The organism is Paenibacillus harenae DSM 16969 (genome assembly GCF_000422465.1).
Lineage (GTDB): Bacteria > Bacillota > Bacilli > Paenibacillales > Paenibacillaceae > Pristimantibacillus > Pristimantibacillus harenae.
On record NZ_AULV01000013.1, the window covers coordinates 215,825 to 233,257 of the forward strand.

A 17,433-nucleotide genomic window follows, 5' to 3' on the forward strand; every position below is an offset into this window, starting at 1 on the left:
GCCGGTCGGCGTCCATGTCAGAGGACGAAAAATTTAGAAAAAGGGTTACCCCAAGGCCGATTGAACAGCCTTGCCAGGGTAACCCTTTGTTACGTTAAATATGCGTATCCGGAGATACTTGACTTCCGCGCAAGCGGTGAGTGTGGCTCTCGCCCGCTTCTTCAGCCTGCTTGCGCCCCATGAACGGCCACCAGTTCGCCGGACCGAAGGTGCGGACCATTACCGGTATGAACAGGGGAAGCATGAGCAGCGCGTACATGAACAGTCCGCACAGGACGATCGTTGCGATCTGCAGCAGCGACATGACCCCCGACGGCAGCATCGCGGCGAACGTTCCGCCTAGAATTACGGCTGCCGACATGATGACCGTACCCATGTTTCTCATCGCTTCCAGGATCGCTTCCTGCGGCGTCAGGTGACGGTACTCTTTGAACCGGTCCATCAGGAAGATGCTGTAGTCGATGCCGAGCGCCACCAGCATGACGAAGCCGAAGAACGGAACCGCCCAGCTGATGCCGCTTAGGCCGAGAATCCGTACGAAGATGACCTCCGTAATCGCCATCGAGGTATAGAACGTAACAAGCAGCGACGCGATAAGGTAGATCGGCATGACGATCGAACGGAACAGGATAATCAGAATAATCGATATTCCGATCAGCATCAGAACGACCGTACGCGAATAATCGGCTGCCGATATGTTGCTCAGGTCGTTGTTCATGCTCGTGACGCCGCCAATCGCGATCTGCGCTCCGCTGTAATCCGTTCCTTGAACGGCGCGTTTCACGGCAGCCTCAAGCCCGTCGATTTCCCCCATTGTTTCCTGCGCATACGGATTTCCGCTGAATACGACATCGAACTTCGCGGTTTGCCGGTCCTCCGACATATATACATTCAGAGCGGATTGGAATTCCTCGTTCGCAATAGCTTCTTCCGGAATGTACCAGCCCGTCATTTGCTTGTTCGGCGAATCCGCAAGACCGTTCAAATAACCGCCGGCGGACGCCAAGCCGTCCGATACCTGACTTAATCCGTCCACGCTTTGATCAAGCCCGCTCGTCAGCTCGCCGAGCTGATCGTTTAAGGCGGCGAATCCGGCTTGCAGCTCCTGCTGGCCTTCCGCGAGCTCATTGAAGCCCTGCGTGACGCCCGGCAGCTTCGAGACGATCTGCCCCTGGCCCGCGGCTGCCTGCGCGATTCCGCTTTGCAGCTCGGCAATCCCCGCCGCCAGATGGCCGAGACCGGCTGCCAGCGCCGATTGACCTTCCGAAGCTTGAGCGAAGCCCGCGTTAGCCTGTGTCATACCGGCCGAAATGCCGGCTAGCTGTTCGTTCATCTGCGTCAACTGCCCGCTAATACCGGCGGCGCCCTGCTGCAGTTGATTCAGCGTGCCTAGCGCTTGCTGGTAATCGGCGTCATTCTTCAGCTCCGGATAACGCTCCTGCAGGCCGCTAAGCCCTTGCTCTACGCCCGATAAGCCATCCGCCAGCTTCGCTTGCTCCGACGCAACCGCCTGATAAGCACCCGTCAGCTGGCCGAGGCCTCCGCCGAGCTGACCGTAGCTGTCGAGCAGCTGACCGCTTGCAGCCGCGAGCTGTTCCGCGCTTGCTTGCGCCTGCTTCAGCCCTTCACTAAGCTCGCTTGCGCCAGCCGAGCCATCTAACAGGCCCTGCTGAATTTGCTTCAAGCCGCCGCCCAGCTGCACGATGCCCGCTTTCAGCCGGTTCGTGCCGTCGATCAGCTGTCCGGCGCCGTCAACCGCCTTGTTCAGCTTCGGCGCGTTCTCGTTCAGCGCGCTGCTTGCTTCCGCGAGGCCGTCTCCGATCTTGCCCAGGCCGTCCCCGCTCTGACCGAGTCCGTCCTCAAGCTTCACGACCTGGTCGGCGACGAGAAACTCCTCCATCACTTCGCCGGTAGGACGGGTCGCGCTGCGAACGGCTTTGACTCCTTCCGTGTTCGCCAGCTCACGGCTTACCTGCTCGAGCGCCGCTAATCCGTCAGGCGTATCGAACGGCTTATCGGCCTTCACGATGACCGTTGTCGGCAGCGAATCGCCAGGGCCGAAGCTGTCGGAAATGATGTTGAATGCTTTAACCGAGTCATATTTGTCGCCGATCTCATCCAGCGAGTTGAAGGAGATCGAGCCTTTGTAGGCGGTAAGGAACGGTACGATAATAACCGCCAAAATAAGGAGCGCCCAAAGCGGACGTTTCAACGAGAATTTGCCAACCGTCCCCCACAGCTTGCTCGGCTTATGCTCGAGCGAGCCCTTCGACGGCCAGAACAACGTTTTGCCCAGCACCGCCATGAAGAACGGCACGATCGTAAACAGCGCGATAAGAAGCACCGCTACCCCGACGGCAACCGCTACGGCCGAGCGATACAGCACAAAGGTCGAGAAGCCGATCGACGCGAAGCCGACCATCACCGCGAGCCCGGAGAACAGCACCGTTTTGCCCGCCGTACGATACGTATGAATGATGGCTTCCGTCTTATCGCCGCGATGGGCGAGCTCTTCCTTAAATCGGCTGATCAGCAGGATGCAGTAATCCGTCCCGATGCCGAACAGCACGGCGACGAGGAAAATTTGCGTAAAGTTCGAAAGCGGAAAATCGATATATTCCACCAAATATGCAACGACCGATTGCGATACCAAGTAAGTAAAGCCCACCGCGATAAGAGGAACGAGCGGCGCAACGGCCGAACGGAATACCACGAACAGGATGATCAAAATAAATCCAAGCGTTATGAATTCGGTTTTCTTGAGCCCTTCCTGCGAGCTTTGCACGACATCCTCGGAAATGATCCAGTTGCCGGTGTAATAATGCTCTACGCCAACGTCGGAGATCGCCTCATACAGACCGTCGCGCAGCTCGGTCAGCTCGCGGTCCCCCGCCTCTACGTTAACGAGGGTCAGGATCGTGCTGCCATCTTCGGATACCATCTGCTCCTTCAGCTCTTCGGTATCAAAGTGCGTCGTGACGGAGAGGACGCCTATCGCTTCCCCTTCGCTCTTCAGCTTCTCGATGCCGCTCTTCATCTCAGCCAAATCGGCCTTGGCTAAGCCGCCATCCTTATGGAACACAAGCACGGTCGCCATTCCGCTGCTTGCCCCGGCCTCGCCGCCGCCTCCGATCGCTTGCTCCAAATCGCTGGCAATCGTCGATGAGTAGCCGTCGGGAACGGCAATTTGCCCCTTAGTCCGGACGAGCTCCTCCATTGCCGGCGCGCTGATCATTAAGCCGGCCGCCGCAGCCAGCCACAGAGCCAGCACCAGCCATTTAAACCTCAGTATGATTCTCATCTCTGTACTCCTCTCCTTGCATTAATCTAGCAGCAAGCTTCTCGAAGGTATGGATAAAGCTTAGCGCCTCCTGCTCGTCAAATTGCGTAATAAATTTCGATAGCAGCGTATGAATCTTCTCCTCCATCATGTCGCACATCCGCTTGCCTTCTTCGGTTAAAGCCAAATAGGTCACGCGGCGATCCTTGTCGTCCGGAATCCGGACGAGCAGGCTTTTGTCGAATAAGCGGGTGATGATGGCGGTAATGGAGCTCTTGCCCACGCAGAAGATGTCCGCCAGCTCGGAAGACGTGCTCTTCTCGTTCATCCGCAAATAACGCAGCGTTGCGAATTGATCGATCGTCAGCTCCTCCGGCATTAACTCGCGGATCATCGCATTTAATCGCCGGTTCACGAGGAAATTTGCCGCCTCGTAACGGTCGACGATCTGCTTCAATAATTCTCGATCCACACCGATGTCCTCCCTTTGCGCAAAATGATTCTACTGTAGAATAGTTTAATAATAGAACTATATCAGATGGATAGACTCCTTGCAAAGATGAAGTTTGTTAACATTACGTGAACAGCAGCTGCCCAAACGGCGGACATGCGTTTGCTTTTTGCCCATAATCATCCATATACTTAGGATGTAACAATTGTTTCTATTTTAGGAGGCAGGTTGCATGTACGATATCATTTCACAAACCTAAATAGAGGACGCGCGGGGCCTTTTTAAAACACTAACTGATTTCGTAGATCTGATTTTCGGATTTGAACGGTTTAACTGTAAACAGGCAGAATCACCAACATGCAAAAGAGCTTTCTCACGGCAGCCCTAAGGCTTCCGGAGAAAGCTCCTTATCCATTTAAACCGTTATACCGCAAAGTCATCCGCAGCTGTTTCGTCAGCGCTCGTTCCGTCTGTCGCCGGCTCGCCCGGACGCTCGCCGCGCGGACCTTTGCCGCCGGGACCGCCCTTGCCGCCTTCGCCGCGAAGCGGAAGCTCGCCGTTCACATGCTTCGTTGCATGCTCTACCGCTGCCGCAAGCCTCTCGTCATACTGCTCCTGCGTAATCGTGCCGGAAGCCAACTTCTCGCTCAGCTTCGTTTTTTGTCCGCTGACCATCGCATCAATGACTGTCTGAACCGCAATGCCCTTCTCGGTCGCTATAGCCGCAATCGTCTTCCCTCCCGTAACCTCTGCGCGCAGCTCCTCAACCGTTAAGCTCAGTGCCGACGCCACAGAATCAAGATTTCCTCCGAAGCCGCTCTTACCGCCTGCTCCGTGCTTCCCGAAGCCGAAGCCTTTGGAATCAAGCAGCTTGTCCGCCAGTGTGGCCGCGTCCGGTTTATTCAACGCTTTCGTATCATCCTGCTGTTCGTCTGCTTCGGTATCAGCCTGGCGTGCTGCCTCCGCCGCTTCCAACCATTCCACGAGTTTCGCTTTCAGCTCCTCGCGCGTTTTCCCTTGTTCAACCGCCGCCTCAGCCAGCGTTAGCGTCTCCAGCTTCGTCCGCAGCGCCTCTTCCTCCAAGCCTAAGTAGGTGAGCAGCTGCTCCTGGATTTGCCGGAAGCCGTGGCCGAAGCCGCCCCGTTTGCCTCTGGGATCCTTCTGCTGCGTGCCCGCCTCCGTCTCCGTGTTTTGGGATTGCGTATTTCCGCTATCGACGGTTGCGGCTGCATTTACGTATTGGGTTGTTGCCCATAAACCTCCGCCTCCGAGCGTCAATGTAAGTGCGATAGCGCCTGCCGTCATTGCCTTTGATCTTTTCATGTTAGGGTCATCCTTTCGCTTTCGATTTGTTGTTACACTTTCATCCTAACCAACCAGTCTTAAGCCTTCTTTAACGCGGGCTGAAAGTTGGCTGAATGTGGAAAGCCGCGTTGGCTGATCGTTTGGCAGAGAGATTACAGGGCATCAAGAAGGCGGCATCATTGTTGAACGATGCGAATAAGGATGTACTCATCGAAACGTTAAAACGCAAAATCAAAGCACTGGAGAACGAGAACAAAGAATTACGAGAACAAATGAAAAAAGCTTATGCTCAGATTTACAAAAAATTTTAGTTGCACTTCATGGAGTTAACGGAGGTTAATGACACAAGTAGAGAACATGATTTCGTTGAAATGGGGGAGTGAACCCAACGTCTTTAAGCTGGTTTGGAGTCTTGGCCAACTGAATTTACATTAGATACTTATATAAATTTGTGATATAGTTTTATTCATGGAACCTAAAAATAACCTGACTGAGTTGAACGTTAGCGACTTCGCTATGGTGTTCGAAGATTTAACGAGGATTTTTATTCGGTTGCCGTCAATTGAAAAACTAAGCTTCACTACACTTTCCGTCCTGCACACGTTGTCCCTCAAGAGTCCCATGCGGCTTACTGAGTTGACAGTTAATGAGCAAGTTACGCAGTCGGCAATCACACAGTTGGTGACCCGACTTGAACGAGACGGGCTCGTCGAGCGCCGACCAGATCCAAATGATGGCCGAGTCGTTCAAGTGTATATTACCGCGCTGGGGGCAAATGTTATTGATTCGCGTCGTTTGAATCGCATAACGCAGCTCTCGAAATTCAGTGAAGGGCTCACTCAGGAGGAAAAACGGGCAATTGCATCCGCAATTCCCGCATTGAGGCGTCTGGTCGAACTGGGAACCGATTCGTAGTCTCAGTCGCGGCTGCATTTCCGTTGTTCATACCTAAGTGACGGACGAAACAAACGAATACAAGGAGGAACACTTATGACAACAGCTCCTTTCGTGCTTGAACCGAGTCCGATCTACGTGTCGGATGAGTTACTTGCTGATCTTCAAAATCGTTTAAAGTCCACCAGATGGCCTCTCGATGCCGGTAATGATGACTGGTTTTACGGAGTTAGTCGGAACTACCTTGAGAAACTCGTCGACTACTGGATTAACGAGTTTGACTGGCGCAAATCCGAGAAGGCGATCAACGCCTACGAACACTATAAAGTAAATGTTGACGGAGTTCCTGTGCACTTTATGCGTAAACCTGGCGTGGGGCCTAAACCTGTACCATTGATCCTGTCCCATGGCTGGCCTTGGACGTTCTGGCATTGGTCCAAGGTCATTGATCCGCTAGCGGACCCCGGCGCATTCGGGGGCGATCCGGCTGAAGCATTCGACGTAATCGTGCCCTCACTTCCTGGCTTTGGATTCTCGACGCCACTGCCAAACAATCCAGACATGAACTTTTGGAAAATTGCCGATCTCTGGCATACGCTCATGACCGATACTCTCGGCTATGCGAAATACGCGGCAGGGGGATGCGATGTAGGTGCTCTCGTGACCGGGCAACTGGGACATAAATATAGTGATGAGCTCTACGGAATACATATCGGGTCTGCTCTAAAACTGAGCTTTTTTAATGGAGATCGCGCTTGGGATTTCTCCCGCGGCCGTCCCATTTCCGACAACATCCCTGAGAAAATCCGATCGCAGATTTTGGAGTTTGATCGCCGTTTCGCATCGCATCTCGCCGTTCACGTTCTTGATCCCAGCACACTCGCCTACGGACTGAGCGACTCGCCAGTTGGAATGCTCGCATGGATCTTGGAACGATGGACCAGATGGAGTGACAATAACGGCAACGTCGAGAATGTCTTTACAAAGGACGACATCCTTACACACGCAACAATCTTCTGGGTCAACAACGCCATCGAAACCTCAATACGCGTCTATGCGAACGCTAACCGCTATCCATGGACACCCGATCATAGTCGCTTGCCTGTCATTGAGGCACCAACCGGTATAACCTTTGTGGGCTACGAAAATCCGCCGGGTATCACGACCGAAAATCGCGTACCGAATTTTCTCGACAGCGATCGGGCTCCTTGGTATAAACATGTCAACATCACAGCCCACGAACATGGTGGACACTTCATCCCCTGGGAAATTCCGGACAAGTGGGTTGAGGATTTGCGCCGCACCTTCCGAGGACGTCGATAAATCTAACACCAACCGCCATTGATCACAAATAGGGCTGTCCGACAAATGTCGGCAGCCTGATTAGCGAAAGCGGCGGCTTGCGTTCTGCAACCTGCCTTACGATTCCTTTTTGGCATCCTTCACGGCTTCGCTGCGAACCAAATCGACAAACTCATCGACGACCTTATCGTTATTTTTGGAACCTCCTAATCTTAACAGGGAACGTCCCAGAAAATTGATGCCTTCGTTCTGGCCCGTATAAATAAAAGTCGTCAAATTCTCGTCTACTTTCTTTAACGTAAACCCGGCCTGAATTTTGAACGCCTTCGCCAGAACAAATTCAATTCTTTTATGCTTTAACCGCCCGGTATTCTCATACTCAATGTCCGTAACGATATACGTTTCTTTCCTTTTGCCTTCTTGATAGGTCTGCTGATACGTGGATCCTATTACGCCTTCTTTTAAATCAACCGGCTTATGTTCGATGACATTGGGCATGATTCGCTGAATTTGATCCAAGTCGAACAGCCTCCACACGGTTTCAATAGAAGCCGGAATTTTTATTTCTTTACTCCAAGTAATCATTCTTCTCCCCCGTTTCCTTCGTCAATAAATGAGTCGATGTCTTGAATAATGACCGTGATTTCCTCGATCTGCCGATTCAGCTTCCTCTTCTTCTCCTGTAATATATCCTCCAAGTCATCCAATGAGCGCTTCTCGACGAAATCCTTCATTTCTTGAATCGTAAATCCGAATCTGCGCAAATGAAACAGCAGCCGTGCCATTAAATACGAATGATTGTCGTAATACTTGTAATGGTTAACGGGATCTACGTATACAGGCTCCAGAAGCTTAATGTCCGCATAATATCTCAACGTCTCTTTGGTCAGCTCGGTCATAGAGGCAAACTCGCCTATGCGATACATTTCGGCTCCCCCTTCAGAGTCGATTATAAACAATGTGGCGCACCACGCAGTCAAGGACCCGGCAAGCTTCCGATTCAAGTTTAGCTTATTATGCCAGTATTTCCGAACAAAAAAACGGCAGTCGAGGCCCTCATGGGCCGCAACTGCTACACTCGCTCTTGATCATAATCTCTATAGCCGCCGTTACTCTTGCAGCGCTTCTTCCAACAGTTTAATGATTTCCTCCTGCTCGCCATGCGCCAGCTCATCGATCCTAACGGCTAATGTCGGCAGCATCCACTGCTCGACATCATCCGTGTGGACTCCGCTCAAATGGACATACTCGCTTATATAATGTTGATGATACAATAATCGAAGCTCCCTCTCTACTAACCAGCTAGGAGCATCCGGCGGTACGGCATGCGATTGCAGCATCATCGACGTTCTGGCCACATCCGCGAGCCGGTTCCCTACCAGAACGTTCATCCAATCAATGACAACAGGCCCGTCCGGCGACATCAGAATGTTATCCGGATGGAGATCATAATGGCAGAGATCTTGTCCGTCTTGGAGAACACGAATTTTATCCGTAACGATTTGTTTCTGGCGCTCCGACAGATGCGCAGATCTCTGTACTTTATGGGTAAGCTCCGCCTTGAGATTCGGAGGATAGGCCACTTTGATGCGATGCAGTCCAAAATGAACTTGCGCCAGGATTTTGGCGTTCCGGACGAAGCTTTCCTTCGTTGGCTCGAACTGCCGCAGCAGCGACGAGCCTTGAATACGCTCATAGATGATACCGAATCGCCCCTCATATTCGATAAGGCCTGACGATTTGGGCGCCCGTATGCCTAGAGAATCAACCAAATCCGCATTCTTGGCTTCGTGGACGGCATGTTGGCGGTCATGGAACAGCTTAATGACCTCGGCATGTCCCCATTCAAACACATCCGCAGTATTTCCTTTTCCGATGCATTCCCCTAATTTCATCGTTCACTTCTCTCCCCTGGCCAAGATTCACGATCGTTTGGGCCTTCTTATCATAAACCTGTCGGCATCCCGCACAAATCCATATTGTTCATATAATCCGTGGGCATCCGCCGTCCCCAGGAACCCGGAAAGGTCCTTTAGTTCTTCGCTATGTATAATGGCTTCGACTAGCTGTTTGCCTATGCCCTTACCCCGGTAATCTTTATCGACCACAACATCGCATAACCAATAGGTCGTAGCCCAATCCGTAATAACACGGGCAAATCCAATCTGTCTCTCTCCGTGATAAACCCCGTAGCATAGAGAAGTTTCAATCGATTTATTTATTTTGTTCAATGGCCTCTTGTTTGCCCAATACGAATCCTGCAGAAACCGGTGAATAACCTCCCGCTGCAAGAGAGACTTATCCGAGCTAATCACGTAATCCGTGCTATTTGCTTCCATTATTCATCCCCCGGAACTCTATCGAATCGTACTCCCGCTATTCCGGCACTCGATTTTATTTCCAAATCCGCTCCATGGAGCGTTCGCCGTCCTTCACGCTTATCAGATAAACATCGGGATTGCTTAGATTGCGCCATTCCCTGAATCCGAAGGCGGGATCAATCGATTTTAACATCAACGACATCAAAGCGCCGTGCGTCACGACTGCCGCATTCCGATACGGACCGCCTGCGATTTCCTCGATTACCGCCGCCCCTCTGCACATGGCTTCGCGGGAGGATTCCCCGCCTTCGTATACGAGATCCAGATTCACATAGGTATGCTCTAACAGCTCCATCCAGTTGGGAGCATTCGCCGAACTCAGTACTCTCTCCTTGAGCCTGTCATCCACTGTATAGTCCAAATTCCGTTTTTGGCAAAAGGGGGAAATCGTAGCAATCGTTCGCGCGAACGGGCTGGTTACGACGTAGTCGATCTGTTTCTCCGCCAAAAATCCCGCAAGCCGATCGGCTTGTTCTTCGCCTTCCGCGGTCAATGCGGCTGCGGGCTCTTGCCCTTCCGCCTTGCAATGCCTGATGAGATAAATATTTTTCACCGAGCCATCCTCCTTGCCCATCATATTGGCTACCAGTCCTCTCTTCCGGTATATAAATCAGGGACAGCCGGGTAGAGAAATGTTTACCGCTTGTTTATGATGCTGATTCTCTCTTCCGCGCTTATTGCGTCTATAAACTTAACGAGGAGCGAGATTCGATTCTCCGGGTTTAATGTCTGCCAGTAGTAATCCTTCACTTCTTCTATATCGTCAAATAGAGACACCTCGAACGGTTCTCCGTAGAAGGAAAGAAGAGTTCCATCCGCTTCATCTTGATACGTATGGATGCAATGCCCTTCTCCCGGCACAAAACGATTGAAGTTAAAAAAGTTTCTTACGCAGATTTCCGGACGATTCCGGGAGCTTTTCAAAATGGAAAGCTTATAATTTTGTTGGGCCGTGTCGATCACACCCGATATTCTTGGGGTAAAATGCGGAGCATCCGGCTCATATTCACGGGTAAATAAGGAGCTTTCAAAGGTCTGATTATTCATTAAGCCGTCCATTATCGTTTCCGTCTGGTCGCCATTGGAGACGATGTGGTAAGGTCCCGTTTTCTTCAGCGGGTAATAAATAATCAAAGATGGATCGGTCATCTTGGTCTCATCGAATGCTTTGTTTTTGACAAAGTCCCCTTCTCTTGCAAACACGCGGTTTCGGCTGTTTTCGCTTCTCCCCATAATCCAATACACCTGCACGTAATGCTGCCGGGAAGGCGTCATACCAATGACGATCCCCCGACCGGGGTAAACATTCTCCTTTAGTTTAAGCCAGTTTTCATTTAAAAGCCGGTGATTCATCATCATTTCTCTCCTTTTGTTTAGCAGCATCCTCAATGATCGGTTTACATCCTATTTCGAGAAACGATCTTCCACATTCCGGATCATGCTTCGCGTTGTCCATAGCCGAAATCGACTGCGCTAACCCACGTAGGATGACTAATCCATGTCCCTGACCATTAAACGCTCCAAACGATGATCTTCGATCAGATCAATATTTTTCTTCGTCTCCATGTAACTCCTAATCTGTTCCTTAATATTTGGAATAAGCAGGATGCCGTCTAAATCTGCGATGGGGATCCACTTCACGGCTGACTGGTGAGGATCGGGATGCTCAGGCAAGCGCGGAACTGAATAATCTTTTAATGTACATTCGAAAATAAGATGAAGTCCGTGCCGTTCATTGCTTCCATAATCGCCGGACTGTTTGTGAGGGGCAAATTCGTAGATCAACGCGAGCGGGCCAACGTCCACTTCCGCCGCCGTTTCTTCCCATACCTCACGGGCTACGCCTTCGAGGATGGTTTCTCCCGGCTCCAGTCCTCCGCCAGGCAAATTATAGTGGATGCCATTGTCGTCGTATTCAACAAGAAGAATCGACTCATTCTCGACGATTAGAGCTGTGCATCTAATTCGAACATGCGGGATTGCAGCGCCTCCATTTTTAATTGACATAGCTATACCGTTATTCAGTTCTCCGCTCAGGCTATTGCATTTCATCCAGCTGACTTAAGTTTCTTGGGAGCTCAGGAGCGCCAGCTTCGAAGGAAATGGCCATTCAGATCCTCCGGATCGGCATCGGCCAGCTCACTCCTCTACTCGACAAATAACTCCATTCTTCTGCTCCTGATCTTCATCCCCAAAGATTCATAGAAGGCGATTGCTTCGACATTAAATTCGGATACTCCCAATTCGATACATTCGGCGGATATCTCTCTTGCGTTATCCATTACATATTCCATTAACTTCTTCCCGATTCCTTGTCCCCGGTACGACCTATCCACACAAAAATCGTCAATATGGATATAGTTCCTTGGTTTGAAAATTTGCCGATAAGGAGCCGAATTAATTCGAATCACCGTATAGGCCATAACTGCTCCTGTATCGGCGGCCGCTGCAACGATAACTTTCGCCTTTTCATCTTGCAGCAGCTTTTGATAATACTCCCGGCCTAACGGACACGGATCCGGCGAGTAAATATCCGGTCTGGCCATAACATGCATCTCATGGAGCTGTGCTACCAGCTTTGCTACAGACGGATAGTCCTCTGCTTCCGCCGAACGAATGATCGTATCGATGAAGTTCACTTCCTTTTGCGAAATTTACAGTGCCTCTAGTTCCCTGACGCAGACTCGCCATAATTCTTTATTGTCTCTTGTAATGTCCTATTGCTCCTCTCATCCCAGATAAAACTCATTTCAAAAGTTCCCCGGCGAAAGAACAACGGAAATCTTCTCTTGAACCAATCCTGCATCGGCAGCTTTAATGCCTCTTCGATTTCGACCCAAACCAACTCTCCTTCAGGCGGGTTCTTGCGTATATCCCCCTTAAATGAGGTTGTCAAATAGTTAAATACCATATATCTTAACCCTGTATTCGGGTCGCAAAATTCATCCAGCCCTTTATAAGTAATGTCCGTTACATCCAGCCCGGTTTCTTCTTTGACTTCCCTAATTGCTCCATTAACGATACTCTCCGGAAAATCCACTTTGCCTCCCGGCGCTATGTAACCCGGAAATCCTAATTTGTCGGGTCTATTCATTAATAGCACTTTTGATCCGTCCTGCACCATGCACATGGTGTATAGCTTATGTTCAATAGGATTCGGCAAGATATCCACTCCAATTTCAATTTAAGGCTCCAACCCATCTTATCATTATTCGAAAATTTGGAAAATAAAAAATGGGAGGATTAGAACGCTCTTTAAACCATTGGTTATCTGATCGGGGTAACCGCCTCATCGCCGTCAAAAATTCTAAAGCTCGCATGGAAGAAAGCAATTATTTCCATAATCTGTGATGTTGCGTGAGCGGCATGGATGGCTAACGAGTAATAACGGGTACAGCGGGAAAATCGCCCGCTAAATTCGGCCTATCCGCTAAAAAGTTCAATCTTGCCGGAATTCCTCCCGTTAAATCGCGAGTATCCCCCGCATCAGGCTGTTTCCGCCAAAATTAGCCCCGCAATTTCCCGCTAAGCCGTACCCAACGTTTATCCAGCCGAAAATTGCGGGAGGTTTTCAGATTAATTCGTTCAAACCATGCGGCTGCATTAGTCCTGGGTGAGCAGCTCCGTGAATGATCTCTACCTCCGTTTAAGCAAAAAAAAGAGGACAACCCCAGCCTACTATGAAGAATAACCATAGCAAACGGATTGTCCTCTACCATCATCAAGCCGGCAATGCCGAGCCGAACTGCAATTGATACATCGCGTAATACTTGCCGCGGTGCTCCATAAGCTCGTCGTGATTGCCGCGCTCCACGATCACGCCGCGGTCCAGCACAAGAATCTGGTCCGCATTCCGGATGGTCGACAAGCGATGCGCGATGACGAACGTCGTACGGCCCTTCTTCAGCACGTCGAGCGCCTCCTGAATGATCGCTTCCGTCTCCGTATCGATGCTCGCGGTCGCTTCGTCCAGGATCAGAATCGCCGGATCGTAGGCAAGCGCCCGCGCGAACGAGATGAGCTGCCGCTGACCGGCGGACAGCGTGCTGCCCTTCTCAATGACAGGCGCGTCGATGCCGCCCGGCAATTGGCTAAACATCTCGTATGCGCCGACATCGCGAAGCGCCTGTTCGATCTTCTCCCTGCCGATCGCCGGGTTGTCGAGACTGATGTTCGAGGCGATCGTACCGGTGAACAGGAACGGATCCTGCAGCACGATGCCCATATGCTGGCGAAGCAGCTGCTTCGGGATATCGCGCACATCCGTTCCGTCTATGATGATCCGCCCCTCGTTCGTATCATAGAAGCGGAACAGCAGGTTCAGAATCGAGCTTTTGCCCGAGCCGGTATGTCCGACGAGCGCTACAGTCTCGCCTTGACGCGCATGGAAGGAAATATGCTTCAGCACATACTCATCCTTCTTGTATGCGAACGATACATCGTCGAACCGCACGTCGCCTTTATAGCGCTCCATCGAGCCGGACACAACGTCAATGCCTTCTTCGTCCATCAGCTTGAATACCCGCTCTGCGGATACTCTCGCCGTCTCCAGGTTGGACAGCTGGTTCACGATTCCGACGACCGGCGCGAACATCCGGTTCATATAATCGACGAACGCGTACAGCACCCCGACCGATACGGCCGTGCCCAGCGCATCACCCCAGAACATCCATATCACGACCAAGAACAGCACATTCCGTACCACGTTAACCAGGTTATGCGACGTGATCGAATTCAGGCTGAGCAGCTTATTCTGATACGTAAAGTAATGCTCATTCAGCTCCTCGAATTCCTTCGTCGTTTCTTTCTGGCGGCGAAACGCTTGAATGATCGGCATCCCTTGAATCGATTCGTTGATCATGCCGTTAATTTCGCTGAGCTTCGACCTGATAATCCGGTTATAACGGGCCGCAAACCGGCGGTACACGATAATCCAGACGATCAGAATCGGCACAAGCGGCAGCGCAATCAGCGCCAAGCGCGCATCAAGCAGGAACAACGCCCCGTATATCGCTGTCATGTAAATAATACCCGTAAAAAAGTTCGCCAGAACGGCGACATACAGCTCGCGAATCGCCTCCGTATCGTTCGTGATCCGGGAGACGACCTGCCCCGCCGCCAAATTATCGTAGTAATTTACCGGGAGCCGCTGCGTATGCGCGAAAATGTCGGTGCGCATCTTGCGTACGATCCGGTTAGCCGACGTCTGCAGCATCAGCCGCTGGCCGTAGGTGAATGCCGCGACGAGCAGCAGAAAGCCGAAATACATCGCTGCCAGTCTCAGCAGCGCCGGAAACTCCGGCTTATAGAAAGCGAACAGCTCCTGCTTCGTCAGCTGTGTCACCGGATACGATTCACTCTCTCCCGTCTCCTTGCCGGTGACCGTTAACGTTGTTCCGTCCACCTCGCGTTTTCCGTTCTCTATGCCCAGCTCAGCGTCCAGCCAATAGAATTGACGGCCGACCTGGAGCACGCGTACCTCCTTGCTCTTCTCTTCCATTGCCGCGAAGTGATCCTCGCGCTTATACCATTTCTCTTTATAAAAAACCGCATAAGGCTGTTCTGCCTCGACCTCATGCCATTTCTTCTCGATGCCGAGAATGTTCTGATCGATCATTCGCTTCGCGATCAGCGGTCCGGCCAGCTCTGCGCATACGGCCAGCACAAGCAGCAGCAGCGCGAGAATGATCGGTTTTTTATAGAGCATGGCGTATTGAAACAATCTCTTTCCCGTGTTTCCCATTGTTCTTCACGCCTTTCCTTTATTACGTTTCAATAATGGCTTCAAGCTGCTGGCGGTCATACTGCTCGCGGTACCAGCCGCCTCTCTCCAGCAGCTGTTCATGCGTGCCTTCCTGCACGATCCGGCCTTCGTCGAGGACGATAATCCAATCGGCGTGCTGTACGGCAGACAGGCGATGCGTTGTAATCAGCGTCGTTTTGCCGGCACGCTCCGTACGGATGCCCTCGATTATTTCCGACTCGGTCTTCCCGTCTACCGCGGATAACGCATCATCCAGCAATAATATTTCCGGATCGGCAATAAGCGCCCGCGCAATGCTGACCCGCTGCTTCTGTCCGCCGGACAGGGCAACGCCCTTCTCGCCGACCATCGTGTCCAGCCCGTCAGGCAGAAACCGGATGTCCTTCGCGAACGAAGCGCGTTCGAGCGCCCGCTGCAAATCCTCTTCTGTGCCTTCCGTCAACCCGAAAAATATATTCTCGCGAATCGTCTTCGAGAAGAGAATCGGCTGCTGCGGAACATAACCGATCCAGCCGAGCAGCTCCTCGATCCTCAGGCTGTTCAGCGATACGTCCGAAATGTAGACGCCGCCGCTGCCGAGCGGATACTCCCGCAACAGCTGCTTCAGCAGCGTCGTCTTGCCGCTTCCGGTCCGCCCGACTATGCCGAGCGTCTGCCCTTGGCGGAGCGTGAAGGACACACCGGCCAAGTTATCGACCTGCGACGAAGGGTACCGGAACGTGACGTTCCGGAATTCAAGCGTCGAAGGCTCCTCCACATGGACGGTTTCGCTTGCTTCCTCCACGTCCGGCTTGTAGCCGAGCGTCTCGCTGACCCGGTCGAGAGAAGCATTTCCGCGCTGCATAATGTTTATGAGCTCGCCGATCGCGAACATCGGCCAGATGAGCATCCCCAGAAATACGTTGAACGAAACCAATTCGCCTAATGTGATCTCGTTCCGGAATACTAAGTAACCGCCGTAGCAGAGCCCAATCAAGTAGCTCGTGCCGACGAGTATTTTCATCGTTGGTTCGAACAATGCGTCGATGCGGGCGACCGCGATATTTTTGCTGAGCACCTCGTTCGTCTTGGCGCCGAAGCGTTCCTCGCTCGCTTCCTCCTGCACGAATGCCCGGATTACCCTTACGCCGGACACCGATTCCAGCACCTGATCGTTCAGCTCGCCGAACGCATCCTGCGCGTCCGTGAACCGCTCGTGAATTTTCTTCCCGTAATGCTTCATCGCCAGCGCCATCAATGGCAGCGGGAGCAAAGCGGCCAGCGTCAGCTTCACGCTGATCAGACCCGCCATCATGACAAGAATCGTCAGCATGAATAAAGTGGAATCGATCAGCGTCAGAATACCGAACCCGGCCGTCGTCGCGACCGCCCCAAGATCGTTCGTCGCGCGCGCCATCAGGTCGCCCGTCCGGTTGCGTTCATAGAAGGTCGGCGTCATCCGCAGAAAATGTCTTATGAGCCGCGACCGGAGCAGCTTCTCCAGTACGTATGCTCCGCCGAACAGCTTATAGAACCACACATACGTAATGATGTAACCGACGATCGTCACCGCGATCCAGCCGTACAGTACGCGGTTAAATTCCGACTGCCCGAGTAATCCCAGATGGATGCCGTCTATCGTATATCCGATCAGCCAAGGCGGTATGACGTCGAGAAAGCCCGTCAGGATAAGCAGCGTTATCGCCAGCGCATACCGCTTACAGTTCATTTTGAAAAACCAGCTTAATTTTTTGAGTACACTAAACATATTTCTCTACCACACCTTCCGATATCCATCCTTGCATCAATTTTTCCATAAAAAAGAAGCGCGCCGCCGTAACGACACGCTTCCTTCCGCGTTTGGAGCATGACGCGCACAGGCGGCGGTCAAGCTCCAAAAGCACAGAAAAGGCGCACGGTTACGGTAACGTAACCATGCGCCTCTTGTACCGGGATTCCCCTGGTTTAAAAATCGACGCGCGGATGGATTACGTTATTCATGTTCAAACGATGATTCTTTGCTGCCGACGAAATAAATCCTTTGCCGTTTCTCATGGAACGTAATCCTCCTCTCGAT

16 protein-coding genes and 1 pseudogene are annotated in these 17,433 nt (G+C 51.8%); 3 read left to right on the forward strand and 14 right to left on the reverse strand.

From position 1 onward, the window contains the following. Positions 1-94: 94 nt before the first annotated feature. From H581_RS0100940 to H581_RS36165, 3 genes are all read right to left on the reverse strand, one after another. A complete protein-coding gene (locus H581_RS0100940; RefSeq protein ID WP_028608367.1) occupies positions 95-3,301 on the reverse strand; it encodes an MMPL family transporter in 3,207 nt (1,068 codons plus the stop codon). After that, positions 3,279-3,752: a MarR family winged helix-turn-helix transcriptional regulator gene (locus H581_RS0100945; RefSeq protein WP_028608368.1), complete on the reverse strand. Its 474-nt coding sequence runs from the start codon at positions 3,750-3,752 to the stop codon at positions 3,279-3,281. The genes H581_RS0100940 and H581_RS0100945 overlap by 23 nt, the downstream gene beginning before the upstream one ends. A gap of 402 nt (positions 3,753-4,154) precedes the next feature. Further along, positions 4,155-5,054: a hypothetical protein gene (locus H581_RS36165; protein ID WP_028608369.1), complete on the reverse strand. Its 900-nt coding sequence runs from the start codon at positions 5,052-5,054 to the stop codon at positions 4,155-4,157. A gap of 167 nt (positions 5,055-5,221) precedes the next feature. Here H581_RS36165 and H581_RS32655 point away from each other — a divergent pair. The 3 genes and pseudogenes from H581_RS32655 to H581_RS0100965 all read left to right on the forward strand — a co-directional run. Then, positions 5,222-5,347 (forward strand): annotated as a pseudogene (locus H581_RS32655) (DUF6262 family protein); the annotation flags it as partial. Positions 5,348-5,504: 157 nt separating this feature from the next. After that, a complete protein-coding gene (locus H581_RS0100960) occupies positions 5,505-5,951 on the forward strand; it encodes a MarR family winged helix-turn-helix transcriptional regulator (RefSeq protein ID WP_028608370.1) in 447 nt (148 codons plus the stop codon). Positions 5,952-6,026: 75 nt separating this feature from the next. Next, positions 6,027-7,253 carry an epoxide hydrolase family protein gene (locus H581_RS0100965; protein ID WP_028608371.1) on the forward strand — a complete coding sequence of 409 codons (1,227 nt, stop codon included), beginning with the start codon at positions 6,027-6,029 and terminating at the stop codon, positions 7,251-7,253. Between the two features lie 96 nt (positions 7,254-7,349). On the opposite strand, the gene H581_RS0100970 is transcribed toward H581_RS0100965, so the two are convergent. The 11 genes from H581_RS0100970 to H581_RS0101020 form a co-directional block, all read right to left on the reverse strand. Next, a complete protein-coding gene (locus H581_RS0100970; protein WP_028608372.1) occupies positions 7,350-7,817 on the reverse strand; it encodes an SRPBCC family protein in 468 nt (155 codons plus the stop codon). Then, the gene (locus H581_RS0100975) at positions 7,814-8,158 is read right to left on the reverse strand and encodes a MerR family transcriptional regulator (protein ID WP_028608373.1); all 345 of its coding nucleotides are present in this window, start codon (positions 8,156-8,158) and stop codon (positions 7,814-7,816) included. The genes H581_RS0100970 and H581_RS0100975 overlap by 4 nt, the downstream gene beginning before the upstream one ends. 183 nt (positions 8,159-8,341) lie before the next feature. Then, a complete protein-coding gene (locus H581_RS0100980) occupies positions 8,342-9,127 on the reverse strand; it encodes a phosphotransferase family protein (protein ID WP_028608374.1) in 786 nt (261 codons plus the stop codon). Positions 9,128-9,154: 27 nt separating this feature from the next. Next, positions 9,155-9,571 carry a GNAT family N-acetyltransferase gene (locus H581_RS0100985; RefSeq protein ID WP_028608375.1) on the reverse strand — a complete coding sequence of 139 codons (417 nt, stop codon included), beginning with the start codon at positions 9,569-9,571 and terminating at the stop codon, positions 9,155-9,157. Positions 9,572-9,626: 55 nt separating this feature from the next. Continuing rightward, a complete protein-coding gene (locus H581_RS0100990; protein WP_028608376.1) occupies positions 9,627-10,166 on the reverse strand; it encodes a histidine phosphatase family protein in 540 nt (179 codons plus the stop codon). Positions 10,167-10,249: 83 nt separating this feature from the next. Beyond that, on the reverse strand, positions 10,250-10,966 hold the full coding sequence (locus H581_RS0100995) for an IMP cyclohydrolase (protein ID WP_028608377.1): 717 nt from the start codon (positions 10,964-10,966) through the stop codon (positions 10,250-10,252). Between the two features lie 138 nt (positions 10,967-11,104). Next, positions 11,105-11,620 carry an NUDIX domain-containing protein gene (locus tag H581_RS0101000; protein WP_036717279.1) on the reverse strand — a complete coding sequence of 172 codons (516 nt, stop codon included), beginning with the start codon at positions 11,618-11,620 and terminating at the stop codon, positions 11,105-11,107. A gap of 140 nt (positions 11,621-11,760) precedes the next feature. Further along, on the reverse strand, positions 11,761-12,252 hold the full coding sequence (locus H581_RS0101005) for a GNAT family N-acetyltransferase (protein ID WP_028608379.1): 492 nt from the start codon (positions 12,250-12,252) through the stop codon (positions 11,761-11,763). A gap of 26 nt (positions 12,253-12,278) precedes the next feature. Continuing rightward, positions 12,279-12,743: an 8-oxo-dGTP diphosphatase gene (locus tag H581_RS0101010; RefSeq protein ID WP_051250377.1), complete on the reverse strand. Its 465-nt coding sequence runs from the start codon at positions 12,741-12,743 to the stop codon at positions 12,279-12,281. Between the two features lie 591 nt (positions 12,744-13,334). After that, complete coding sequence (locus H581_RS0101015) at positions 13,335-15,356, reverse strand: ABC transporter ATP-binding protein (RefSeq protein ID WP_028608381.1); 2,022 nt, start codon at positions 15,354-15,356, stop codon at positions 13,335-13,337. A 22-nt stretch (positions 15,357-15,378) separates the two neighbouring features. Further along, positions 15,379-17,124, reverse strand: coding sequence for an ABC transporter ATP-binding protein (locus tag H581_RS0101020; RefSeq protein ID WP_028608382.1), 1,746 nt, complete (start codon positions 17,122-17,124; stop codon positions 15,379-15,381). Positions 17,125-17,433: the final 309 nt, after the last annotated feature.